Here is a 21,644-nt window from a genome sequence, read left to right on the forward strand (position 1 = left end):
GCCATGACGATCGAGCTGCACTTCACCAAGGGCCAGGGCACCGGCAACGACTTCGTGCTCTTCAGCGACCCGGACGGTGAGGTCGACCTCTCGCCCGCGCAGATCGCGATGATCTGCGACCGCCACTTCGGCGTCGGCGCCGACGGCGTCATCCGTGCCGTCCGCTCCCGCGCGATCCCGGAGGGCGCCGCGGCTCTGGCCGAGGAGAGCGAGGCGGAGTGGTTCATGGACTACCGCAACGCCGACGGCTCGATCGCCGAGATGTGCGGCAACGGCATCCGCGTCTACGCCGCGTTCCTGCTCGCGGGCGGCCTCGCGGCGCTCGAGCCCGGCGACACCCTGCCGATCGGCACCCGCGCCGGCGTCCGCGACGTCACCCGCAGCGGTGCCGGGTTCCAGGTCGACCTCGGCCGCTGGGAGCTGGCGGGCGGCGAGCCCCTGGTGCGGGCGAAGGAGCTCAAGGTCGCGCGCCCCGGTCTCGGGATCGACCTCGGCAATCCGCACGTGGTCGTCGCCCTCAGCAACGACGAGGAGCTCGACTCCGCCGACCTCTCCTACATCCCGCAGCTCGACCCGGAGCTCGAGGACGGCGCGAACGTCGAGTTCGTGGTTCCCGGCGAGCCCCTGGTCCACGACGGGATCGGGCGGATCCGGATGCGCGTGCACGAGCGCGGCAGCGGCGAGACCCTGAGTTGCGGCACGGGTGCCGCGGCGGCGGCACTGGCGGTGCGCTACTGGGCGGGAGCGCGCGCTCCGCAGGCCTGGCGCGTGGAGGTCCCGGGCGGCACGCTCGGCGTGACGATGTTCGCGGCGGAGGAGGGCGAGCACGTCGGGCTCTCCGGCCCGGCCGACCTCGTCTTCACCGGGACGATCCGGATCGACTGAGGACCCGGTCAGGCCAGGCGGGTCGTCCGCAGCACGCGGAAGCCCTTCGCCGAGGAGACGCGCTCCACGTCGAGCCGCCCGGCGAACGCGGCGCCCAGCCAGGTCTGGAGCGAGTCGGAGCCGAGGTTGCGCTGCACGACGAGCCAGGCGTCCGCGCCCTCCTCGAGCCGCGGCAGCCAGCGTTCGAGCAGGAGGTGCAGCTCCTCCTTGCCGATGCGGATCGGCGGGTTCGACCACACGGTGCGGAAGCGGACGTCGTCGGGAACATCCTCGGGCAGCACGGCGTTGACATTGAGGACGCCGAGTTCCTCGCAGTTGCGACGGACCAGCTCGAGCGCCCGCTGGTTGACGTCGACCGCCCACACCCGGGCGTCGGGGGAGGCGAGGGCGAGCGCGAGGGCGATCGGGCCCCAGCCGCAGCCGAGGTCCAGCAGGTCCCCGTCAGCGGGGGCGTCGGGCACCGCGTCCAGCAGGACGCGTGTGCCGAGATCGACGTGACCGGGGCTGAACACCCCTCCTGCCGTCGTGACCTCGAGGTCGCGGCCGGCCAGGCGGGCCTGGATCCTGCGGGGCCGGAGGTCGCCGTCGGGAGTACTCGAGAAGTAGTGCTCGGCGGCCATGAGAAGTGAACCTATCAAGACCTGAGGAGTTAGTGTTATCCGGATGACGGAAGACCTGAACGAGACCGACACGACCGAGGCCGTGGACGTCGTCTCGAGGGTCCTGGCGAACGCGCAGTCGCGTTCGGCAGGGTACTCGCGCTTCGTCGCGGGTGGAGCCCAGGCGCTGCAGAGCGCCGGCCACGAGGGCGAGAACAGCGACGGCGAGCAGTTCGACCGCGACGACCGGCAGGCGCTGCGACGCGTCGCCGGACTCTCGACCGAGCTCGAGGACGTCACGGAGGTCGAGTACCGCCAGCTGCGCCTGGAGAACGTCGTGCTCATCGGCGTGTACTCGCAGAATTCGCTGGAGGACGCGGAGAACTCGTTGCACGAGCTCGCCGCGCTCGCGGAGACGGCGGGAGCGACGGTCCTCGACGGCCTGCTCCAGCGCCGCCCGCGCCCCGATCCGAGCACCTACCTCGGCAAGGGCAAGGCCCAGGAGCTCGCGGGGCTCGTCGCGGCCCTCGGCGCGGACACGGTCGTCGCCGACACCGAGCTCGCACCGAGCCAGCGGCGTGCGCTGGAGGACGTGGTGAAGGTCAAGGTGATCGACCGCACCGCGGTGATCCTCGACATCTTCAGCCAGCACGCGAAGAGCCGTGAGGGCAAGGCGCAGGTCGAGCTCGCGCAGCTCGAGTACCTGCTCCCGCGACTGCGCGGCTGGGGCGAGTCCATGTCCCGCCAGGCCGGCGGCCAGGTGGGCGCGGGAGCCGGAATGGGCTCGCGCGGTCCGGGTGAGACGAAGATCGAGCTCGATCGTCGCCGCATCCACACCCGCATGGCGCGCCTGCGCAAGCAGATCACGGCGATGAAGCCCGCCCGCGAGGCCAAGCGCGCGAACCGCAAGCGCAACGCCGTCCCCTCGGTGGCGATCGCGGGGTACACGAACGCTGGCAAGTCGAGCCTGCTGAACCGGATGACGCACGCGGGCGTCCTCGTCGAGAACTCGCTCTTCGCGACCCTCGACGCCACCGTTCGCAAGGCCCAGACGAAGGACGGGCGCCTCTACACGCTCGCCGACACGGTCGGCTTCGTGCGAGCGCTTCCGCACCAGCTCGTCGAGGCCTTCCGGTCGACGCTCGAGGAGGTCGCGGACTCCGATGTGATCGTCCACGTCGTGGACGCCTCCCACCCCGATCCGGCCGGGCAGATCGCCACCGTGCGCGACGTGATCGGCGAGATGGGCGCCCGCAGCATCCCCGAGATCATCGCCTTCAACAAGGCCGATCTGGTGGACGAGGGCACGCGGCTGGTGCTGCGCGGTCTCGCTCCCGACGCGGTCTTCGTGTCGGCGCGCAGCGGCGAGGGCATCGACGAGCTGGAGGCGCGGATCGCCGAGATCCTGCCCGAGCCGGACGTCGAGATCGACCTGCTCGTGCCGTACGACCGTGGCGACGTGATCTCGCATCTGCACCGCAGCGGCCGGATCCTGTCGACGCAGTACGTCGAGGGCGGCACCCACGTGGTCGCCCTCGTGCACGCCGATTTGGCGGGCTCGCTCACCGAGTTCGCGGTTCCGCGCGCGGCCGTTCAGGCCTGATCGCCACCACCCGAGCGCCCGTCTCCCCGTCAGGGAGGCGGGCGCTCGGCGCATCCGGGAGGGGGTGCGGCGACCCGCACCACCGACCGGCGGCGGCCGGAGGGTTCGGCGACGGGGTTTCGGCGGCCCTCCTCCGCCTTCCCGTGACCGCGACGGAGGGGCGCGCGCCCCGATCGCCGGTGCCCGTCGAACGCAGGAGGGGCCCGGCCGGCTGCAAGCCGGTCGGGCCCCTCCTGCGTTCCCGGTGTCAGACCGAGCGGAGGACCGCCACGATCTTCCCGAGCACCTCGGCCTCGTCGCCGAGGATCGGCTCGAAGTTGGAGTTGCGGGGCAGCAGCCAGGTGTGGCCGTCGCGCTGGCGCAGCACCTTGACGGTGGCCTCGCCGTCGAGCATGGCCGCTACGATCTCGCCGTTCTCGGCGGTGCGCTGCGAGCGGACCACGACCCAGTCACCGTCGCAGATCGCGGCGTCGATCATCGACTCGCCGACGACCTTGAGCATGAAGAGCTCGCCCTTGCCGACGAGCTGCCGGGGAAGCGGGAACACCTCGTCGATCTGCTGGTCGGCCATGATCGGCACACCCGCCGCGATCCGGCCGACGAGGGGGACCATCGCCGCGTCGCCGACCGTCGCGGTCGACTCGAACGACCCGTCGTCCTCCGTCGAGCTGGGGACGTCGATGAGGATCTCGAGGGCGCGGGGCCGGTTCGGGTCACGGCGCAGGTAGCCGCTGAGCTCGAGCTGGTTGAGCTGGTGGGTGACGCTCGACAGCGAGGCGAGGCCGACCGCGTCGCCGATCTCGCGCATGCTCGGCGGGTAGCCGCGGCTCGACACCGAGCGCTGGATCGCGTCGAGGATCGCGAGCTGCTTGGCGCTCAGGCTCTTCCGGCGCCGGCCCGCGGCCGCCTTCGTCTTGGCTGCCGGGGTCCCGGCCCTCTGCGCGTCGCTCACGATGCTCCCTCTTCCCGGTGCGCACGCCGCGTGCGCGCCCGCCCGGTCGCGACCCGACAAGGAATGTCGGTGGTCGCTGCTCTACTACGACCAGGCTCTCGAAACTGTATCCGCCGGAACTCACGACTCGGAACATTCGTTCGAGTGTGTCGCGCGCGAGTCCGCCCGCGGATCAGCCGGAACGGTCCCTTGACCGCTCCGGCGTTCGAAGATATGTTCGGTACAGGCGTTCGGGGCGGCCCTCCCGGCCGAGGGCCTCCCCGAATCCCTGTTGAAAGGAGCGATCCCATGACCGCACAGCTCACCTCCCGCCCGCTCCAGCGCTCGTCCGCGGCTCGGCCCGTCGAGGTACTGCCGTCCGCTCCCGAGCCGATGAACGCGTTCGGCGAAGTGCGGATCGTTCGCACCCGTCTGCGCCTCACGCGCCGCGGCCGCGCCGTGGTGGCCGCTCTGGGGGCCCTGCCGATCGTGGCGGGCGCCTTCGCCTTCGGGCTCAACGGCGGTGGAGCGGTCGCGTCGAGCGATGCCGCTGCGGTCGAGTTCCAGTACGTCACCGTTCACGCGGGCGAGTCGCTCTGGTCGCTCGCCGAGGAGCTCGCCCCGCAGGCGGACCCGCGCGACGTGGTCGACGACATCCTCTCCCTCAACCAGCTCTCGAGCGCGGGCGTCGAGCCCGGGCAGCGCCTCGCGGTCCCGGCCGAGTACGACACCGCTCGCTGAGCCGGGCTGCCCGGACGTCCGCGCCGGGTGCTTCGCTACCATTCCCTGGTGACGACTCTCGATGACCTGCCCCTCCGCGACGACCTCCGAGGCAGGCACCCGTACGGTGCACCCCAGGCGGTCGTGCCCGTCGCCCTCAACGTCAACGAGAACACCCACCCGGTCCCGGACGACGTGATCGCCGACATCGTCGGGCGGGTCACGGAGGCGCTGCGCACCGTCAACCGGTATCCCGACCGCGAGTTCCGAGAGCTGCGCGACTCCCTCGCCGGCTACCTCGGTCACGGGCTCACCGCGGACGGCGTGTGGGCTGCGAACGGATCGAACGAGGTGCTCCAGCACGTCCTTCAGGCGTTCGGCGGTCCCGGGCGCTCGCTGCTGGGGTTCGCGCCCACCTACTCGATGTACTCGATCCTCGCGTCGGGGAGCGGAACGGAGTGGATCCCCGCTCCGCGCGAGGCGGAGTTCGAGATCGGAGCCGAGTACGCCGCGGAGCAGGTGCGCCGGGCCCGGCCCGACATCGTCTTCCTCTGCGCTCCGAACAACCCGACCGGGACGCCGCTCGACCTCGCCGTGATCGAGGCGGTCTGCGACGCGACCGACGGCATCGTCGTCGTCGACGAGGCGTACGCCGAGTTCGCGGGCAGGGGCGCGCCCACCGCGCTGAGCCTTCTCCCCGGGCGACCGCGCCTGCTCGTGTCCCGCACCATGAGCAAGGCCTTCGCCTTCGCCGGCGTCCGCCTGGGCTACCTCGCCGCCGACCCCGCGGTGATCGACGCGCTCCGCCTCGTCCGCCTCCCGTACCACCTGTCGGCCCTCACCCAGGCCGCCGCGACCGCCGCCCTCGCTCACGCCGACGAGATGCTCGCCATGGTCGGCGAGATCATCGTGCAGCGCGACCGGATGATCGACGGCCTGCGCGCCCTCGGCTACCGCCCGTACGCGACCGGCAGCAACTTCGTCCTCTTCGGCGGTGTCGCGGATCCGGCCGCCGTGTTCGAGGGCCTGCTCGCCCGCGGCGTCCTCATCCGCGACGTCGGCATCCCGAACCACCTCCGTGTCAGCGCCGGCACCGAGGAGGAGACGACCGCGTTCCTCGAGGCGCTCGCCTCCCTCCCCGCACCGTCGGCCGACCCCGCGGTGGCGCTTTCGCGCGAGTAGAGGTCCGCCCTGGGTCGGTGACGCGGCGCGAATAGACTGGGAGGCATGACCTCCCCGAGCGCCGCACCCGGGCGCACCGCCTCCCTCAGCCGTGCCACCAGCGAGTCGAGCATCGAGCTCTCCCTCGACCTCGACGGCACGGGCGTCGCCGATCTCGAGACCGGCGTGCCCTTCTTCGACCACCTGCTGACGGCGTTCGCGAAGCATTCGCTCACGGACCTGCGCGTCCGGGCCCGCGGCGACATCGAGATCGACATCCACCACACCGCGGAGGACATCGGCATCGTGCTCGGCACGGCCATCCGACAGGCTCTCGGCGACAAGGCCGGGATCTCCCGCTTCGGCGACGCGCTCGTCCCCCTCGACGAGGCGCTCGTGCAGGCCGTCGTCGACATCTCGGGGCGCCCCTACCTCGTGCACACCGGCGAGCCGGAGGGCTTCGCGCTGCACCTGATCGGCGGCCACTTCACCGGGTCGATGGTGCGCCACGTCTTCGAGGCGATCGCGTTCAACGCCGGCCTCACCGTGCACGTCACGGTGCTCGGCGGCAGGGACCCGCACCACATCGCCGAAGCGGAATTCAAGGCGTTCGCCCGCGCCTTCCGTCAGGCCAAGGCCCTCGACCCGCTCGTCTCCGGCGTGCCGTCGACGAAGGGCGCGCTGTGAGCTCGGCCCGCCCCTCCGTCGTGGTCTACGACTACGGCTCGGGGAACGTGCACTCCGCCGTCAAGGCGCTCGAGCTCGCCGGGGCCGACGTCGAGCTGACGGGGGACCGGCAGCGGGCGCTGGAGGCGGACGGCCTCCTCGTGCCCGGCGTCGGCGCCTTCGACGCCGTGATGTCGGCGCTGACCCGCGCCCGCGGCGGCGAGATCATCGAGAAGCGCCTCGCCGGCGGGCGCCCCGTCCTGGGCATCTGCGTCGGGATGCAGGTGCTCTTCGAGCGCGGCGTCGAGCGCGGGGTCGAGAGCGAGGGCCTGGGCGAGTGGCCGGGGACGGTCGACCTCCTCCCGGCCGAGGTCGTCCCGCACATGGGCTGGAACACCGTCTCCGCTCCCGAGGGCTCGGTGCTCTTCGACGGCATCGCCGAGGAGCGCTTCTACTTCGTGCACTCCTACGGCGCCCGCGAGTGGTCGCTCGACGTGATGCCCCCGTTCCCGCGTCCCGCGGTCACCTGGGCCGATCACGGAGGCCCCTTCATCGCCGCGGTCGAGAACGGGCCGCTCTCGGCCACGCAGTTCCACCCCGAGAAGTCGGGGGCCGCCGGGCTCCGGCTGCTGGCCAATTGGCTGGGCACCCTCCGCACGAACTAGGATCGGCCGGTGGTCGGCGCCTCCAGGGGCCGGCACCGGCTCCGAGACTGAGGATGACGATGAGCGAGTTCACCAAGGCCCCGGGCCTGGTCCTCCTGCCCGCGATCGACGTGGCGGGCGGCAGGGCCGTGCGGCTCACGCAGGGCGAGGCCGGGACCGAGACCAACTACGGCGACCCGATCGACGCCGCGGGCGACTGGGCCGACCAGGGCGCGGAGTGGATCCACCTCGTCGACCTCGACGCCGCCTTCGGCCGCGGCGACAACCACGGCATCATGAAGAAGGTCATCCGGCAGGTGAAGGGCGTCAACGTCGAGCTCTCCGGCGGGATCCGCGACGACCGCAGCCTCGAGTCCGCGCTGAGCGCCGGCGCGAAGCGCATCAACCTCGGCACCGCGGCGCTCGAGAACCCCGAGTGGGCCGCGAGCGTTATCGCGCAGTACGGCGACCAGATCGCCGTCGGTCTCGACGTCCGGGGCACCACGCTCGCCGCGCGCGGCTGGACCAAGGAGGGCGGCGACCTCTGGCAGGTCCTCGACCGCCTGGAGGAGGCCGGCTGCACCCGCTACGTCGTCACCGACGTCACGAAGGACGGCACGCTCAAGGGCCCGAACCTCGAGCTCCTCGAGCAGGTCATGGCCCGCACCCACCGCCCCGTGATCGCCTCGGGCGGCATCTCGAACCTCGACGACATCGCCGCTCTGCGCGACCTCGTGCCCCAGGGGCTCGAGGGCGCGATCGTCGGCAAGGCGCTGTACGCGGGCGCATTCACGCTCGCGGAGGCCCTGGATGTCGCATCCGAGTGAGCCCCGCCCGCTCCCGGCGCATCTGACCGACTCGGCCGGCACCCCCTGGGCGGGCCGGCACTTCGAGCCGAGCGCAGCGCCGGAGGACGACGGAAGCGCCCCGGAGGCGCTGGTCGCCGCGCTCGAGTCCTTCGCCGGTGGCACTCGCGGCCCGGAGGCCGTGGTCGACGCGATCCGCACGTCCCGCCTGCTCATCCCGCTGGTCGCCCGCCTCGGCGAGGAGGCGGAGGGGGTCGGGGGACTCCGGGCGGACAAGACGCAGGAGCTCGCGATCGTCACGGTCGCCGGACCCGACGGCCGCACGGTGCTCCCCGTCTTCAGCGGCGTCGAGAGCATGCGCCGATGGGACCCGGCCGCCCGTCCCGTCCCGGTCGACGGGCGCCGTGCGGCCCTGGCGGCCGTCGCGGAGGGCACCGAGGTGATGGTCCTCGACCCCGCGTCCGAGCGGGAGTTCGCGGTCCGGCGCCCGGCGCTCTGGGCGATCGCGGAGGGCGGCGACTGGCGGCCGGCCCCCGCCGATGCGGAGGTGCTCCGGGCTCTGCGCGCGGCTGCGGAGGGGGAGCGGGCGGTCGCCTCGCTCGAGGTGCGCGCGGGAGACCCGGAGCAGCGCCTCGCGGGCCCCGAGCTCGTGGTGGTCCTGAGCCTGCGCCCGGGGCTCGATCAGGACGCGCTCGGCGCCCTCGTCGCGCGCCTGGGGGAGCGGTGGGCGGCCGACGAGACCGTCGCGCAGCGCGTCGACTCGATGACGTTGCAGCTCGCCGCCGCCCACTGACCCCCGATCAGGTGACCGGGCCGGTCCACTTCTCGCCCGGGCCCTTGCCGATCGGGTCGGCGATGGGGGACGCCTCACGGAACGCGAGCTGGAGGGTGCGGAGGCCGTCGCGCAGGCTCCGGGCGTGCATGTCGCTGATGTCGGGCGCCCCGGCCGTGACCAGGCCCGCGAGCGCGTTGATGAGCTTGCGCGCCTCGTCGAGGTCGACCTGCGCTCCGGGCTCGTCGGCGAGTCCGCACTTGACGGCGGCCGCGCTCATCAGGTGCACGGCGGCGGTGGTGATGATCTCCACCGCCGGGACCTCCGCGATGTCGCGGGCGGCCTCCACGTCGGAGGCTCCGCCGTCCTCGCCGAATCGTCGCGTGTAGTCGTCGTCGTACTGGGCCATGGGTCCTTCGTTCGTCGTCCGTGGTGGAGGGGCGCGGCCGCCGGAGCAGAGGATCGAGGGGCGGCCGGATCCGGTCTGTCGGGCGGGCCGCCGGTCTGCTATGGTTGTCCGGGCTCCGAGGCATGTCCTCGGTTCGAAAGTGGAGATTCTCCCACCCGCGCTTGACCGCTTCACAAGGTTACCGGGTCTGAAGCACTCCGCCCCCGAGGGTCGTCAGACCACCGGAGGCAGGGCTGCGGCTCTCGAGGTCCGCCTCGGGAACCGCGTCACAGGGTGCGAGCGCCGTGCTGCAGGCACGACGTGGACGGGACGATCACCTCTCTCGGGTGCGCTGGAGAAGACTCCGGCAGCGCAGCTGCACTCACCGAGATCAGAGGAGAAACGCAATCAGCGATCCCCGTACCAACGACCGTATCCGCGTCCCCGAGGTCCGCCTCGTGGGTCCCGCAGGAGAACAGGTCGGCGTCGTCAAGATCGAGGTCGCCCTGCGACTCGCGCAGGACGCAGACCTGGACCTGGTCGAGGTCGCCCCCAACTCCAAGCCGCCCGTGGCCAAGATCATGGACTACGGGAAGTTCAAGTACGAGCAGGCTCAGAAGCTCAAGGAAGCCCGTCGCAACCAGGCGAACACGATCCTCAAGGAGGTCCGTTTCCGCCTGAAGATCGACAAGCACGACTACGAGACCAAGCGCAAGCGCGCCGAGGGCTTCCTCAAGGCCGGCGACAAGGTCAAGGCGATGATCCTCTTCCGCGGTCGCGAGCAGTCGCGCCCCGAGATGGGCGTCCGCCTGCTCCAGCGCTTCGCGGAGGACGTCGCCGAGTTCGGCCAGGTCGAGTCCACCCCGACCATCGACGGTCGCAACATGGTGATGGTCATCGGCCCGCTGAAGAACAAGTCCGAGGCGAAGGCCGAGGCCAATGCGGTCCGCGCCGCTCGTCGCGAGGCCAACACCCCCGAGGACACGGCCGAGGCCGAGTCCGTCTAGTACTTCGCCGCCCCGGCCTCGGGGCCGGTGGACGCCCCGCTCGCGGGGCACCGGTTTCGCCCCGCCGAGCGCGGAGTGACGTTCACAAGGAGAGAACATGCCCAAGATGAAGACCCACTCGGGTGCCAAGAAGCGCTTCAAGGTGACCGGCTCCGGCAAGGTCATGAAGCAGCAGGCCGGCATGCGGCACAACCTGGAGTCCAAGTCCAGCGTTCGCACGCGCCGCCTCAACCAGGACCAGGTCCTCGCCCCGCAGGACGCCAAGGTCGCCAAGAAGCTTCTCGGTCTGTAGCCCACCGCCGGCGCAGCCCGCTGCGCCGCGTGGTCGCTACTCAGCCGACACGGATCGATAGGAAGAAACAGCAATGGCAAGAGTGAAGAGGGCCGTCAACGCCCACAAGAAGCGTCGCGTCATCCTCGAGCGCGCCTCGGGCTACCGCGGCCAGCGGTCGCGCCTCTACCGCAAGGCGAAGGAGCAGGTCACCCACTCCCTCGTCTACTCGTACCGCGACCGCCGCGCCAAGAAGGGCGAGTTCCGTCGTCTCTGGATCCAGCGCATCAACGCCGCGTCCCGCGCGAACGGTCTGACCTACAACCGCTTCATCCAGGGCCTCGCCCTGGCCGGCGTGCAGGTCGACCGCCGCATCCTCGCGGACCTCGCGATCACCGAGCCGGCCACGTTCGCCTCGCTCGTCGCGACCGCGAAGAGCGCGCTGCCCGCCGACACCTCGGCGCCCAAGGCCGCAGCGTAGTCAGCACGGCTTCCCGGAGGGGGTCGCGACCGAGAGGTCGCGGCCCCCTCCGTCGTTCGCGGGCCCTCCCGCGCCGTGTCTGCGGGGGCGGCGATCACCGCGCCGATAGGCTCGCCGCATGCTCGACAACCCCCGCTCTCCCCGTGTCCGCTCCGTGGCGAAGCTCACCCGCCGCCCGGCCCGGCTCGAGACGGGGCTCTTCCTCCTCGAGGGCCCGCAGGCACTCTCCGAGGCGCTGCAGTACCGCCCGGAGCTGATCGTTGAGTCGTTCGCGACTCCGACCGCTCTGGAGCGGCACCCCGAGATCGTCGCCGCGGCCGCCGAGGCGGAGGTGGACATCGAGTACGTGACCGAGGACGTCCTCGACGCGATGGCCGACACCGTCACTCCGCAGGGCTTCGTCGCGGTCTGCCGTCAGTTCCCCACATCGCTCAAGGACGTCGTCGCCTCCGAGCCGCGTCTCGTGGCGGTGCTCGAGGAGGTCCGCGATCCGGGCAACCTCGGCACGATCATCCGTGCCGCCGACGCCGCCGGTGCTGACGCGGTCGTGCTGTCCGGCCGCTCGGTCGACCTCTACAACCCCAAGGTCGTGCGCTCCACGACGGGTTCGCTCTTCCACCTCCCGGTCGCGGTCGGCGCCGACCTCGCCGACGTGCTGGGCCGGCTCCGCGGCGTGGGACTGCGCTCCGTCGCGGCCGACGTGAAGGGGGAGGACCTGCTCGACGTCCGCGCCCGCGGGGACCTCGCCCAGCCGACCGTCTGGGTCTTCGGCAACGAGGCGCGCGGCCTCGAGGACGAGTCGCTCGCCCTCGTCGACGGCGTGGTCGCGGTGCCCATCTACGGGGCGGCGGAGTCGCTCAACCTCGCGACCGCGGCCTCCGTCTGCCTGTACGAGAGCGCCTTCGCGCTGCGTTCCTGAGAGGAACCGGGCCGAGGGGGCCGCGAACCTGGAGAACAGGGCGCGTTGTTACCCTTCGGTTAAGAATTCCCTCATGATTTGACCGGCCCATCCCCGTGTGCTTCTCTGACGGCATGGTCACAGCCCCGCAAGACGAGCGCGCCGCCGCTCCCGCCGGTGAACCCCTCGTCGTCCTCTCCGGGGTGCAGAAGCACTACGGCGACTTCCAGGCTCTGAAGGACATCGATCTGACGGTGCACCGGGGCGAGGTCGTCGTGGTCCTCGGCCCCTCCGGGTCCGGCAAGTCGACGCTCTGCCGCACGGTCAACCGGCTCGAGACGATCTCGGGCGGCACCATCACCATCGACGGGCAGAAGCTCCCGGAGGAGGGCAAGGGCCTCGCCGCGCTCCGCGCCGACGTCGGGATGGTCTTCCAGTCGTTCAACCTCTTCGCGCACAAGACGATCCTCGAGAACGTCACCCTCGGCCCGATCAAGGTCCGCGGGCTCTCCCGCAAGGACGCGGAGGCCCAGGCCACGGCGCTGCTCGACCGGGTCGGCGTCGGCCACCAGGCCGCCAAGACCCCGGCCCAGCTCTCCGGCGGGCAGCAGCAGCGCGTCGCGATCGCGCGGGCGCTGGCGATGAAGCCCAAGGTGATGCTGTTCGACGAGCCGACCTCGGCGCTCGACCCCGAGATGATCAACGAGGTCCTGGACGTGATGGTCGGGCTCGCCAAGGACGGGATGACGATGATCGTCGTCACCCACGAGATGGGCTTCGCCCGGAAGGCCGCCGACCGCGTCGTGTTCATGGCCGACGGCGAGATCCTCGAGGACACCGACCCGGAGTCGTTCTTCACCGCGCCCCGCACCGACCGGGCCAAGGACTTCCTCTCCAAGCTCATCACGCACTAGAAGCGCGATCCGCAGCCACCAGGCAGGTCGGACCCGTGACCCGGGAGCCGACCCGACATCGCCCGCTCCGGCGGGCCGAACCCCAGGAAGGACGATCATGCGCATCAGGCTCATGTTCATGACCGCGGGACTCGCAGCAGCGACCCTCGCCCTCGCCGGCTGCTCCGGCGACTCCGGAACCGCCGGCGGCGGCGCCGGTGGAGGCTCCGAGGGAGGGACCTCCGCGTACGAGGTCGCCTCCGACGTCACTCTCGACGGCAGCCCGACCTTCGACGCGATGACCGCGGACGGCAAGGTCGTCATCGGCGTCAAGGAGGATCAGCCCGGGCTGGGCTACCTCGACGCGGCGACCGGCGAGCGCTCCGGGTTCGACATCGAGATCGCGAAGTGGACCGCCGCCTCGCTCGGCTTCGCGGCCGACGCCATCGAGTTCAAGGCGATCCCGTCGGCCAACCGCGAAGCGTCGATCGTGAACGGCGACATCGACTACTACGTCGGCACCTACTCGATCACCGACAAGCGCAAGGAGCAGGTCGGCTTCGCCGGACCCTACTTCGAGACCGGCCAGCAGCTGCTCGTCGCGGCCGACAACGACACGATCACCGGACCGGACGACCTCACCGCCGACACCACCGTGTGCTCGGCCACCGGCTCCACCCCGATCCAGAACATCCGCACCAACTACCCCGAGGTGAAGACCGAGGAGTTCGACACGTACTCGCAGTGCGTGGACGCGCTCGCCGACGGCACCGTCGACGCCGTCACCACCGACGGCGCGATCCTGATCGGCTACGCCGCTCAGCGGCCCGACGAGCTCAAGGTCGTCGGAGAGCCCTTCAGCACCGAGCTGTACGGCATCGGCCTGCCCAAGGACGACGACGCCCTGCGCCACTTCGTCAACGGCATGCTGACCGACGGCGGCGAGACCTGGAGCGCGATCTACGACGAGACGCTCGGCCAGTCCGGCACGACCGTCACCCAGCCGGCGGTGAACGACTACTAGGAGGCGCCCCGGGCGGCCCGACCGCCGCCCGGGGGTCCCCTCTCCTCGACCACCACCACCGCTCCGACAGAAGGGCCAGCCGCATGGATGTCCTGTTGAACAACCTCGACGTCTACGTCCCGGCCTTCGGCAACACCCTGATCCTCTTCAGCGTCTCGCTCGTGTTCGCCCTGCTGATCGGCACGGTGGTCGGCGCGATGCGCGTCTCGCCCGTCCCGATCGCCCGCGCGGTCGGCACGGTGTACGTGAACACCATCCGGAACACCCCGCTCACGCTGGTGATGTTCTTCTTCGCCTTCGGCTACCCCAAGCTCGACCTGCCGCAGGTGGACTACACGAACCTGGCGATCTGCGCCCTCAGCCTCTACACCGCGACCTACGTCGCGGAGGTGCTGCGCTCGGGCATCAACACCGTGCCGATCGGCCAGGCCGAGGCCGCCCGCGCGATCGGCCTCGACTTCGGCCTCACGATGACGCAGGTCGTCCTGCCCCAGGCCTTCCGCTCCGTGATCCCGCCGCTCATGAGCGTCCTGATCGCGCTGCTGAAGAACACCACCGTCGCCGCCGGCTTCTCGGTCGCGGAGGCGGGCACCATCGTCCGCGTCCTCAACGAGCGCGGCGAGAACAGCCTCATCGTCGTCCTCTGGGTGGCCCTGGTCTTCGTGGTCCTGGTCACCCTGCTCTCGCTCGTCCAACGTCAGCTCGAGAAGAAGTGGAGGGTCGCCCGATGAGCTCCGTCCTCTTCGACAACCCCGGCCCCCGGGCCGTCGTGCGCAACCGCGTCATCGGCGTCGTCGTCGTCCTGCTGATCGCGGCGTTCCTCGGCTTCGTGGTCTGGCGCTTCGCGGAGTCCGGCCAGTTCGACGCCTCCAAGTGGCGCGCGTTCGGCTACCCGCTGGTCTGGCAGAGCATCGGCGGCGCCCTCGGCCGCACGCTCGCGGCCTTCGCCACGGCGGGCGTCGCCAGCCTCGTCCTCGGCCTCCTCCTGGCGATCGGCCGGCTCTCGGACCGGCGCTGGATCAACGTCCCCGTCACGCTCTTCATCGAGCTGTTCCGGGCGATCCCCGTCCTGATCCTGATGATGCTGATGTACTACGGCCTGCCGTTCGCTGGCCTCAAGCTCAGCCCCTACCTCGCCGTCGTCATCGCCCTGACCCTCTACAACGGCTCCGTCTTCTCCGAGATCTTCCGCGCCGGCATCGAAGCCCTCCCGCGAGGACAGAAGGAGGCGGGCTACGCGATCGGCCTGCGCAAGTCCGGCGTGATGCGGCTCATCCTGTTCCCCCAGGCGATCCGCTCGATGCTGCCCGTGATCATCGCCCAGCTCGTCGTCGCCCTCAAGGACACGGCGCTCGGCTCGATCATCACCTACAACGAGCTGCTGTACTACGCGCGCTACCTGGGCAACCAGTCGAGCCTCGACAGCCCGATCATCCCGGCGGCGATCGTCATCGGAGCGATCTACATCGGCATCTGCCTCCTCCTCTCGGGGCTGGCGAAGTGGATCGAGATCCGCACGAAGAGCGGCGGACGCGGCGGCCGCACCATCGGCGGCCACCCCGCAGTCCGCGCGCAGACGGACACGCAGCTGATCGCTGTGCAGGATTGAACTGTGAGGATCGCCCGAGGGCGATCCTCACCGCGGTCGGCTTCCTGACGGGGTCGGGTTCCGCAGAGCGTCCTGCGTCCGGCTAGGAGGAATCGCTCGCACGCGATTCCTCCGTTCGCCTCGAGGGTCCGGCGATCGCTCAGCGCATCGAGCGGTGGTGCTCCGCTCCGGCGTCGTCGACGCGGAGGCGGTGGTGATCGGGGAGTCGCGATCGGTCCGGGCGTCTTCTCGTCCTCCCGCCCGGCGGTGCCCCCCCTCCTGCCGGTCGAGCAGCCTCCGACCCCGGCGTAGCGAGAACCCGCCCCTGCTGGTCGAGCAGCGCCGGTGGCGGGGCTTCGAGAGCCGTCGGCGCAGACGGGGGCCTGGCCGCGGGCGAGCGCGACGAGCACCGCGCGCGGGCGGCGGGAGGGGGCGGAGGCCCTCGCCTACACTGGGGGATCGTGTCAGACAGCAACCCGATCACCGACGAGGCCGTCTCCGCGGCGGTCGCCGACGCCCTCGCCGCCATCGGCGCGGCGGGCGACTCCGCCGCTCTGAAGTCCGCCCGAGCCGCCCACCTCGGCGAGGGGTCCGCCCTCGCCCGCCTCAACGCGCAGATGCGCTCCGTCCCGCCCGAGCACAAGGCGGCGTCCGGCAAGCTCGTCGGCGGTGCCCGCAAGCAGGTGGGCGACGCCTACGCGGCCCGCGAGGCCGAGCTCGTCGAGGCCGAGGACGCGGCCGCGCTCGAGGCCGAGCGCGTGGACGTCACCGCCGGCGCCAGCTTCGTGCGCCGCGGCGCCCGCCACCCCCTCTCGCTCCTCCAGGAGTCGATCGCCGACGTGTTCGTCGGGATGGGCTGGGAGATCGCGGAGGGGCCGGAGCTCGAGAACGAGTGGTTCAACTTCGACGCCCTGAACTTCGACGAGGACCACCCGGCCCGCGCCATGCAGGACACCTTCTTCGTCGACCCCGTCGACTCGCACCTGGTGCTGCGCACGCACACCTCGCCGGTGCAGATCCGCTCGATGCTCGAGCGCCCGCTGCCGCTCTACGTGATCGCTCCCGGACGGGTGTACCGCACCGACGAGCTCGACGCGACGCACACGCCCGTGTTCACGCAGTTCGAGGGTCTCGCCGTCGACCGCGGCCTGACCATGGCGCACCTGCGGGGCACCCTCGAGCACGTCGCGCGGATCCTCTTCGGCGACGACGCGCGCATCCGCCTGCGCCCGAACTACTTCCCCTTCACCGAGCCCAGCGCCGAGCTGGACGTCTGGCACCCGACCTTCGTCGGCGGTGCCCGCTGGATCGAGTGGGGCGGCTGCGGCATGGTCAATCCGAACGTGCTGCGCGCGGCCGGGATCGACCCGGAGGAGTACTCCGGGTTCGCCTTCGGCATGGGGATCGAGCGGACCCTGATGTTCCGCAACGACGTGAAGGACATGCGCGACATGGTCGAGGGCGACGTCCGCTTCAGCGAGCAGTACGGGATGGTGATCTGATGCGCATCCCGCTGAGCTGGCTGGGGGAGTACGTCGACCTCGAGCAGGACGTCACGACGGAGTCCGTGCACGCGGCCCTGGTGTCGGTCGGCCTGGAGGAGGAGGACGTCCACCGGTTCGAGGTGACCGGGCCCGTCGTCGTCGGTGAGGTGCTCGACCTCGCTCCGGAGCCGCAGAAGAACGGCAAGACCATCAACTGGTGCCACGTCCGCGTGGCCCCGGAGGGCGCGCGTGCCGCCGACGGCGGAGAGGACGTCCGCGGCATCGTCTGCGGAGCCCACAACTTCGCGGCCGGCGACAAGGTCGTCGTGTCACTGCCGGGCGCGGTCCTGCCCGGGCCGTTCCCGATCTCCGCGCGGAAGACCTACGGGCACGTGTCCGACGGGATGATCGCCTCGAGCCGCGAGCTCGGCCTCGGGGACGACCACGACGGCATCCTCCGCCTCGCCTCACTCGGGCTCGACCCGGAGCCGGGCACGGACGCCGTCGCGCTCCTCGGTCTCGACGACGCCGCGGTCGAGGTCAACGTGACGCCCGACCGCGGCTACGCCTTCTCGATCCGCGGCATCGCCCGCGAGTACGCCCACGCCACCGGAGCCGCCTTCCGCGACCCCGCTCGGGCGCTCCCTCCGCACGAGCGCACGGAGACGGCGCCCGTCTTCCCCGTGTCCGTGGCCGACGAGGCGCCGATCCGCGGCCGTGTCGGCGCCTCCGTGTTCGTCACGCGCGTCGTCCGGGGCGTCGACGTCTCGCGACCGACGCCGCCGTGGATGCTCGCGCGACTGCGCCTGGCCGGCGTCCGCTCGATCTCGCTCGTCGTGGACATCACCAACTACGTGATGTTCGAGCTCGGCCAGCCGCTGCACGGCTACGACCTGGCGACCCTGCAGGGAGGCATCGTGGTGCGCCGCGCCGCACCGGGGGAGACCCTCGAGACGCTCGACGGCCAGACCCGGCGCCTGCACGCGGAGGACCTCGTCATCGCCGACGACGGCGGGGCGATCGGCCTCGCCGGAGTGATGGGGGGCGCGCGCACCGAGATCTCGGACGCCACGTCCGACGTCCTGCTCGAGGCGGCGAACTTCGACCCGGTCTCGATCGCCCGGACGGCTCGCCGGCACAAGCTGCCGAGCGAGGCGTCGCGGCGCTTCGAGCGCGGCGTCGACCCCGAGGTGGCTTCGGTCGCCGCGGCCCGCGCGGTGCAGCTGCTGGTAGAGCTCGCCGGCGGCACGGCGGACGAGCTCGGCTCGGTCCTGGCCGACCCGCGCACGGCGGAGCCGGTCGAGCTGCCGGACGGCTACGTCGCAGGCCTCATCGGCGTGGAGTACACCCCGGAGGAGATCCGCGGCGCGCTCGTCGAGATCGGCGCCTCCGTCGAGGCCGGCGGAGCGGGCCTGCTGGTGACTCCGCCGAGCTGGCGCCCCGACCTCGTCGACCGCGCCTCGCTCGCGGAGGAGGTCGCCCGCATCACCGGGTACGACCGCATCCCGGCGATCCTGCCCGTGGCGCCTCCCGGCCGCGGGCTGACCCCGGGCCAGCGGCTGCGCCGCACCCTCGCCCAGGCGCTCGCCGCCGCGGGTCTGACCGAGGTGCTCTCGTACCCGTTCCTCTCGCGCTCGATCAACGACCGGCTCGGCTCGGTCGACGGGGAGCCGCAGGAGCAGATCACGCTCGCCAACCCGCTCGACGCGACCGCGGGCCAGCTGCGGATCTCTCTGCTGCCGGGTCTCGTGCAGGTCGCGGCCCGCAACCGCTCGCGCGGCCTGACGGATCTCGCGGTCTACGAGCTCGGCTCCGTCTTCCTCCCGGTTGCCGGCCGCCCGTTCGGCTCGGGGGCGCTCCCTGCGGGCGGGACGCGTCCGTCCGCGGAGGTCGAGGCCGAGCTGAACGCGGGCATTCCGCCGCAGCCGCGGCACCTCGCGGCGCTGCTCACGGGTGCCGCCGTCGTGCGCCAGCCCGGTGTCGCCGGGCGTGACGTCGACTGGCGCGACGCCCTCGACGTGGTCCGCGAAGTCGCCGCGGCGACCGGCACCGAGCTCGTGCTGCGCCAGGGGGCCCACGCCGCGCTGCACCCGGGCCGCACCGCCGAGGTCGTGCTCGACGGCGCGGTCATCGGGCACGCGGGGGAGCTGCTCCCGGCGCTCGCCGAGGAGCTCGACCTCCCGCGCCGCGTCGCCGTGGTCGAGCTCGACCTCGAGCCGCTGCTCGCGCGGGCCGGGAGGGTCGTCGTGGCCCGTCCGGTGGGCGCGCTGCCCGCCGCGACCCAGGACCTCTCGCTCGTCGTGCCGGTCGGCATCGCGGCAGCCGACGTGCGCGCCGCCGTCGCCGAGGGGGCGGGCGAGCTGCTCGAGGCGATCCGCCTGGTCGACGACTACCGCGGCACCGGGCTCTCCGAGGGGACGAAGTCGCTGACCTTCGCGCTGCGCTTCCGCGCGCCGGACCGCACGCTCACCGCGGCCGAGGCGACGGCCGCGAAGGAGAACGGCGTGGCCGTGGCGGCGGAGCGCTTCGGCGCCCGACTCCGCGAGTGAGGCCGGGGGTCCCGTCCGGTTCGGCCGGGCGGGGCCCCGCACCCGCACCGGCTAGGCTCTCGGGCATGACTTTCTCCGTGGCGGTGGCCGGTGCGAGCGGCTACGCGGGCGGCGAGCTGCTGCGACTGCTCGCCGACCACCCCGAGTTCGAGGTGCGCACGGTGACGGCGCACGCCAACGCGGGTCAGCCCCTCATCGCCGTGCACCCGCACCTCCGCTCGCTCCGCGACCTCGTCCTCGTCGACACGACGACCGGGAACCTCGCCGGGCACGACGTCGTCTTCCTCGCCCTCCCGCACGGGAAGTCGGGCGAGATCACCGCGACCCTCCCCGAGGACGTCCTCGTCGTCGACTGCGGCGCCGACCACCGCCTGACCGACCCGCAGGACTGGGCCGACTTCTACGGGGGCGACTTCGCCGGGGCCTGGCCCTACGGGCTCCCGGAGCTGCTGATCGGCGGCGGCGGACGCAAGCAGCGCGAGGCGCTCGCCGGAGTGCGGCGCATCGCCGTCCCCGGCTGCAACGTCACGGCGATCACGCTCGGCCTGGCCCCCGGTCTGCACGCCGGAGTGATCGAGTCGTCGGACCTCGTCGCGGTCCTCGCCGTCGGCCCCTCGGGTGCGGGCAAGAGCCTGCGGACCGACCTCCTCGCCAGCGAGCTCCTCGGCTCCGCGCACGCCTACGGCCTCGGCGGAGCGCACCGTCACAATCCCGAGATCCGGCAGAACCTCCTGCTCGCCGGAGCCGGACCCGTCTCGATCTCGTTCACGCCGGTCCTCGTGCCGATGTCCCGGGGCATCCTGGCGACCTCGACCGCGCGCCTCGCTCCCGGCGTCTCGGCGCAGGACGTGCGCGCCGCGTGGGAGACCGCCTACGGCGACGAGACCTTCGTCCAGCTGCTCCCGGAGGGCTCCTTCCCCCGGACGGCCGACGTGGTAGGGGCGAACACCGCTCTGATCGGACTCGCCGTGGACGAGCGGGCCCGCCGCGTCGTGGTCGTCTCGGCCATCGACAACCTCGTCAAGGGCACCGCGGGCGCAGCCGTCCAGTCCACCAACATCGCCCTGGGACTCCCGGAGTCCCTCGGCCTGAGCGTGAACGGAGTCGCGCCGTGAGCGTCACCGCAGCAGCAGGGTTCCGGGCGGCGGGAGTCGTCGCCGGGCTGAAGTCGACCGGAGCGCGCGACGTCGCGCTCGTGCAGAACCTCGGCCCGCTGCAGAGCGCCGCCGCGGTCTTCACGAGCAACCGCTGCAAGGCGAACCCCGTCCTCTGGAGCGAGCAGGTGATGCGCGACGGCGTCGTCTCGGCGATCGTCCTCAACTCCGGCGGCGCCAACTGCTACACGGGTGCTCAGGGCTTCCAGGTCACCCACCGCACCGCGGAGCTCGTGGGCGAGAGCCTCGAGGTGTCCGCCGGCGACGTGCTGGTGTGCTCCACCGGGCTGATCGGCGACCAGCTCGACCTCGCGAAGCTCACCGCCGGCGTGACCGGCGCCTCCGCCGAGCTCGCCGGGGGACCCGAGGCGGGCGAGGCGGCCGCCCGCGCGATCATGACCACCGACACGGTCCCGAAGCAGGCGGTGGTCCGTTCCGAGCAGGGCTGGAGCATCGGCGGCATGGCCAAGGGCGCCGGGATGCTCGCGCCGGGTCTGGCGACGATGCTGGTCGTGATCACGACCGACGCGGCCCTCGAGTCCGCCGCTCTCGACACCGCCCTGCGTGCCGCGACCCGCGTCACCTTCGACCGCCTCGACTCGGACGGCTGCATGTCGACGAACGACACCGTCGCACTGCTCGCGAGCGGCGCCAGCGGCGTCGAGGCCGACGCCGACGAGTTCACCGAGGCCCTGACCGCGGTCTGCCGCGACCTCACCCTGCAGCTGCAGGCCGACGCGGAGGGCGCCGACCACGACGTCGCGATCCGCGTGCTGAACGCCGCGACCGAGGACGAGGCCGTGGTCGTCGCCCGCGCCGTCTCCCGCAGCAACCTGTTCAAGGCCGCGATCTTCGGCAAGGACCCCAACTGGGGCCGCGTCCTCGCCGCCGTGGGCACGACCGATGCGCAGTTCGACCCGTACGGCATCGACGTCGCGATGAACGGGGTGCAGGTCTGCCTCGCGGGCGAGCCGCACGAGAGCCGCGACCTCGTCGACCTCGCCCCTCGGCAGGTCGCCGTCGACATCGACCTGCACGCCGGCGACGCGACGGCCACGATCTGGACCAACGACCTCACGCACGAGTACGTGCACGAGAACTCCGCGTACTCGAGCTGAGG

The 21,644-nt window shown here is 72.0% G+C and carries 23 protein-coding genes; 20 read left to right on the forward strand and 3 right to left on the reverse strand.

The features are described from left to right. The first annotated feature begins 3 nt into the window (after positions 1-3). Positions 4-885 carry a diaminopimelate epimerase gene (gene dapF / locus C5C29_RS14815; RefSeq protein ID WP_104250184.1) on the forward strand — a complete coding sequence of 294 codons (882 nt, stop codon included), beginning with the start codon at positions 4-6 and terminating at the stop codon, positions 883-885. An 8-nt stretch (positions 886-893) separates the two neighbouring features. Here the strand turns inward: dapF and C5C29_RS14820 are convergent, their stop codons facing one another. Continuing rightward, positions 894-1,505, reverse strand: coding sequence for a class I SAM-dependent methyltransferase (locus C5C29_RS14820; protein ID WP_104224480.1), 612 nt, complete (start codon positions 1,503-1,505; stop codon positions 894-896). A gap of 43 nt (positions 1,506-1,548) precedes the next feature. On the opposite strand from C5C29_RS14820, the gene hflX reads away from it, so the two are divergent. Continuing rightward, positions 1,549-3,087, forward strand: coding sequence for a GTPase HflX (hflX, locus tag C5C29_RS14825; protein WP_104308517.1), 1,539 nt, complete (start codon positions 1,549-1,551; stop codon positions 3,085-3,087). 247 nt (positions 3,088-3,334) lie between these two features. On the opposite strand, the gene lexA is transcribed toward hflX, so the two are convergent. Next, on the reverse strand, positions 3,335-4,039 hold the full coding sequence (gene lexA / locus C5C29_RS14830; protein ID WP_104224482.1) for a transcriptional repressor LexA: 705 nt from the start codon (positions 4,037-4,039) through the stop codon (positions 3,335-3,337). A 288-nt stretch (positions 4,040-4,327) separates the two neighbouring features. Between lexA and C5C29_RS14835 the strand changes: the two genes are divergently transcribed. The 6 genes from C5C29_RS14835 to C5C29_RS14860 are packed head-to-tail and all read left to right on the forward strand — an operon-like array spanning position 4,328 to position 8,808. Then, entirely contained in the window at positions 4,328-4,759 is a 432-nt protein-coding gene (locus tag C5C29_RS14835; RefSeq protein WP_308470871.1) for a LysM peptidoglycan-binding domain-containing protein, read from the forward strand. Between the two features lie 45 nt (positions 4,760-4,804). Beyond that, positions 4,805-5,920: a histidinol-phosphate transaminase gene (locus tag C5C29_RS14840; RefSeq protein WP_104308524.1), complete on the forward strand. Its 1,116-nt coding sequence runs from the start codon at positions 4,805-4,807 to the stop codon at positions 5,918-5,920. A gap of 45 nt (positions 5,921-5,965) precedes the next feature. Next, positions 5,966-6,586, forward strand: coding sequence for an imidazoleglycerol-phosphate dehydratase HisB (hisB, locus tag C5C29_RS14845; RefSeq protein ID WP_104224484.1), 621 nt, complete (start codon positions 5,966-5,968; stop codon positions 6,584-6,586). Beyond that, on the forward strand, positions 6,583-7,230 hold the full coding sequence (gene hisH, locus C5C29_RS14850) for an imidazole glycerol phosphate synthase subunit HisH (protein WP_104224485.1): 648 nt from the start codon (positions 6,583-6,585) through the stop codon (positions 7,228-7,230). Before hisB ends, hisH begins: the two co-directional genes overlap by 4 nt. A 59-nt stretch (positions 7,231-7,289) precedes the next feature. Then, positions 7,290-8,036, forward strand: a complete 747-nt coding sequence (gene priA, locus C5C29_RS14855) for a bifunctional 1-(5-phosphoribosyl)-5-((5-phosphoribosylamino)methylideneamino)imidazole-4-carboxamide isomerase/phosphoribosylanthranilate isomerase PriA (protein ID WP_104224506.1) — start codon at positions 7,290-7,292, stop codon at positions 8,034-8,036. Then, positions 8,020-8,808 (forward strand): SseB family protein, encoded by a 789-nt coding sequence (locus C5C29_RS14860; protein WP_104224486.1) that lies wholly within the window; start codon positions 8,020-8,022, stop codon positions 8,806-8,808. Before priA ends, C5C29_RS14860 begins: the two co-directional genes overlap by 17 nt. A 7-nt stretch (positions 8,809-8,815) precedes the next feature. Here C5C29_RS14860 and C5C29_RS14865 read toward each other — a convergent pair whose 3' ends face one another. Then, entirely contained in the window at positions 8,816-9,196 is a 381-nt protein-coding gene (locus tag C5C29_RS14865; protein ID WP_104313470.1) for a DUF1844 domain-containing protein, read from the reverse strand. A gap of 437 nt (positions 9,197-9,633) precedes the next feature. Here C5C29_RS14865 and infC point away from each other — a divergent pair, with 437 nt between their 5' ends. From infC to argJ, 12 genes are all read left to right on the forward strand, one after another. Then, a complete protein-coding gene (gene infC, locus C5C29_RS14870; RefSeq protein ID WP_374952931.1) occupies positions 9,634-10,182 on the forward strand; it encodes a translation initiation factor IF-3 in 549 nt (182 codons plus the stop codon). Positions 10,183-10,279: 97 nt separating this feature from the next. After that, entirely contained in the window at positions 10,280-10,474 is a 195-nt protein-coding gene (rpmI, locus tag C5C29_RS14875; RefSeq protein WP_055793295.1) for a 50S ribosomal protein L35, read from the forward strand. A 73-nt stretch (positions 10,475-10,547) separates the two neighbouring features. Then, entirely contained in the window at positions 10,548-10,934 is a 387-nt protein-coding gene (rplT, locus tag C5C29_RS14880) for a 50S ribosomal protein L20 (RefSeq protein WP_104224487.1), read from the forward strand. Positions 10,935-11,052: 118 nt separating this feature from the next. Then, complete coding sequence (locus tag C5C29_RS14885; protein ID WP_104233279.1) at positions 11,053-11,853, forward strand: RNA methyltransferase; 801 nt, start codon at positions 11,053-11,055, stop codon at positions 11,851-11,853. A gap of 113 nt (positions 11,854-11,966) precedes the next feature. Next, a complete protein-coding gene (locus C5C29_RS14890; RefSeq protein ID WP_104224489.1) occupies positions 11,967-12,746 on the forward strand; it encodes an amino acid ABC transporter ATP-binding protein in 780 nt (259 codons plus the stop codon). A gap of 97 nt (positions 12,747-12,843) precedes the next feature. Next, the gene (locus tag C5C29_RS14895) at positions 12,844-13,749 is read left to right on the forward strand and encodes a glutamate ABC transporter substrate-binding protein (RefSeq protein ID WP_104308518.1); all 906 of its coding nucleotides are present in this window, start codon (positions 12,844-12,846) and stop codon (positions 13,747-13,749) included. Positions 13,750-13,832: 83 nt separating this feature from the next. Further along, entirely contained in the window at positions 13,833-14,480 is a 648-nt protein-coding gene (locus C5C29_RS14900; RefSeq protein WP_104224491.1) for an amino acid ABC transporter permease, read from the forward strand. Next, complete coding sequence (locus C5C29_RS14905; protein ID WP_104308519.1) at positions 14,477-15,358, forward strand: amino acid ABC transporter permease; 882 nt, start codon at positions 14,477-14,479, stop codon at positions 15,356-15,358. The genes C5C29_RS14900 and C5C29_RS14905 overlap by 4 nt, the downstream gene beginning before the upstream one ends. 440 nt (positions 15,359-15,798) lie before the next feature. Further along, the gene (gene pheS, locus C5C29_RS14910; RefSeq protein WP_104226313.1) at positions 15,799-16,839 is read left to right on the forward strand and encodes a phenylalanine--tRNA ligase subunit alpha; all 1,041 of its coding nucleotides are present in this window, start codon (positions 15,799-15,801) and stop codon (positions 16,837-16,839) included. Then, positions 16,839-19,370: a phenylalanine--tRNA ligase subunit beta gene (gene pheT / locus C5C29_RS14915; protein WP_104308520.1), complete on the forward strand. Its 2,532-nt coding sequence runs from the start codon at positions 16,839-16,841 to the stop codon at positions 19,368-19,370. The genes pheS and pheT overlap by 1 nt, the downstream gene beginning before the upstream one ends. Positions 19,371-19,435: 65 nt before the next feature. Next, on the forward strand, positions 19,436-20,485 hold the full coding sequence (argC, locus tag C5C29_RS14920) for an N-acetyl-gamma-glutamyl-phosphate reductase (RefSeq protein ID WP_104226315.1): 1,050 nt from the start codon (positions 19,436-19,438) through the stop codon (positions 20,483-20,485). Further along, the gene (gene argJ / locus C5C29_RS14925; protein WP_104308521.1) at positions 20,482-21,642 is read left to right on the forward strand and encodes a bifunctional glutamate N-acetyltransferase/amino-acid acetyltransferase ArgJ; all 1,161 of its coding nucleotides are present in this window, start codon (positions 20,482-20,484) and stop codon (positions 21,640-21,642) included. The genes argC and argJ overlap by 4 nt, the downstream gene beginning before the upstream one ends. The last annotated feature ends 2 nt before the right edge of the window (positions 21,643-21,644 follow it).

Origin of the sequence: Rathayibacter sp. AY1H2, assembly GCF_002931985.1 — a bacterium.
Lineage (GTDB): Bacteria > Actinomycetota > Actinomycetes > Actinomycetales > Microbacteriaceae > Rathayibacter.

Coding starts and splice junctions, on each gene's coding strand:
- dapF (WP_104250184.1), top strand. CDS start 4: ATGACGATCGAGCTGCACTTCACCAAGGGCCAGGGCACCGGCAACGAC.
- C5C29_RS14820 (WP_104224480.1), bottom strand. CDS start 1,505: ATGGCCGCCGAGCACTACTTCTCGAGTACTCCCGACGGCGACCTCCGG.
- hflX (WP_104308517.1), top strand. CDS start 1,549: ATGACGGAAGACCTGAACGAGACCGACACGACCGAGGCCGTGGACGTC.
- C5C29_RS14835 (WP_308470871.1), top strand. CDS start 4,328: ATGACCGCACAGCTCACCTCCCGCCCGCTCCAGCGCTCGTCCGCGGCT.
- hisB (WP_104224484.1), top strand. CDS start 5,966: ATGACCTCCCCGAGCGCCGCACCCGGGCGCACCGCCTCCCTCAGCCGT.
- priA (WP_104224506.1), top strand. CDS start 7,290: ATGAGCGAGTTCACCAAGGCCCCGGGCCTGGTCCTCCTGCCCGCGATC.
- C5C29_RS14860 (WP_104224486.1), top strand. CDS start 8,020: ATGTCGCATCCGAGTGAGCCCCGCCCGCTCCCGGCGCATCTGACCGAC.
- C5C29_RS14865 (WP_104313470.1), bottom strand. CDS start 9,196: ATGGCCCAGTACGACGACGACTACACGCGACGATTCGGCGAGGACGGC.
- rpmI (WP_055793295.1), top strand. CDS start 10,280: ATGCCCAAGATGAAGACCCACTCGGGTGCCAAGAAGCGCTTCAAGGTG.
- rplT (WP_104224487.1), top strand. CDS start 10,548: ATGGCAAGAGTGAAGAGGGCCGTCAACGCCCACAAGAAGCGTCGCGTC.
- C5C29_RS14885 (WP_104233279.1), top strand. CDS start 11,053: ATGCTCGACAACCCCCGCTCTCCCCGTGTCCGCTCCGTGGCGAAGCTC.
- C5C29_RS14890 (WP_104224489.1), top strand. CDS start 11,967: ATGGTCACAGCCCCGCAAGACGAGCGCGCCGCCGCTCCCGCCGGTGAA.
- C5C29_RS14895 (WP_104308518.1), top strand. CDS start 12,844: ATGCGCATCAGGCTCATGTTCATGACCGCGGGACTCGCAGCAGCGACC.
- C5C29_RS14900 (WP_104224491.1), top strand. CDS start 13,833: ATGGATGTCCTGTTGAACAACCTCGACGTCTACGTCCCGGCCTTCGGC.
- C5C29_RS14905 (WP_104308519.1), top strand. CDS start 14,477: ATGAGCTCCGTCCTCTTCGACAACCCCGGCCCCCGGGCCGTCGTGCGC.
- pheT (WP_104308520.1), top strand. CDS start 16,839: ATGCGCATCCCGCTGAGCTGGCTGGGGGAGTACGTCGACCTCGAGCAG.
- argC (WP_104226315.1), top strand. CDS start 19,436: ATGACTTTCTCCGTGGCGGTGGCCGGTGCGAGCGGCTACGCGGGCGGC.